Here is a 267-nt window from a genome sequence, read left to right as displayed (position 1 = left end):
CGACCTGCTGGTCAGCCGCTATCCCGGCGTACGCGGCGTGCGCTTCCGCGCCGCGCTGGAGCTGCCGCTGCTGCAACGCGCGCTGGCGCTGATCGCCATGTTGCGGCAATGGCGTGTACCGGTGCCGATGGGCGCGCTGGCCCCCATGTTCTCCCGCGCCGCGCGCTGGTTCGATCGCTTCGGCGGCGACCTCGGCGGCATGTACGTCGAACTGCGCGGAGAGCATGAAGGCCAGCCGCTGACCATGCGCTGGGATCTCACCGCGCC

Annotated in this window: 1 pseudogene; it reads left to right on the top strand. The window is 71.5% G+C overall.

The window, feature by feature from the left end:
* A pseudogene (locus tag SB822_RS57740) lies at positions 1–267 on the top strand (saccharopine dehydrogenase); the annotation flags it as partial.

The sequence above is a fragment of the Paraburkholderia sp. SIMBA_054 genome (assembly GCF_046534875.1).
GTDB classification, from domain to species: domain Bacteria; phylum Pseudomonadota; class Gammaproteobacteria; order Burkholderiales; family Burkholderiaceae; genus Paraburkholderia; species Paraburkholderia hospita.
The sequence above is the reverse complement of the archived record's forward strand: the minus strand, read 5'-3'. Positions and strand labels throughout refer to the sequence as shown.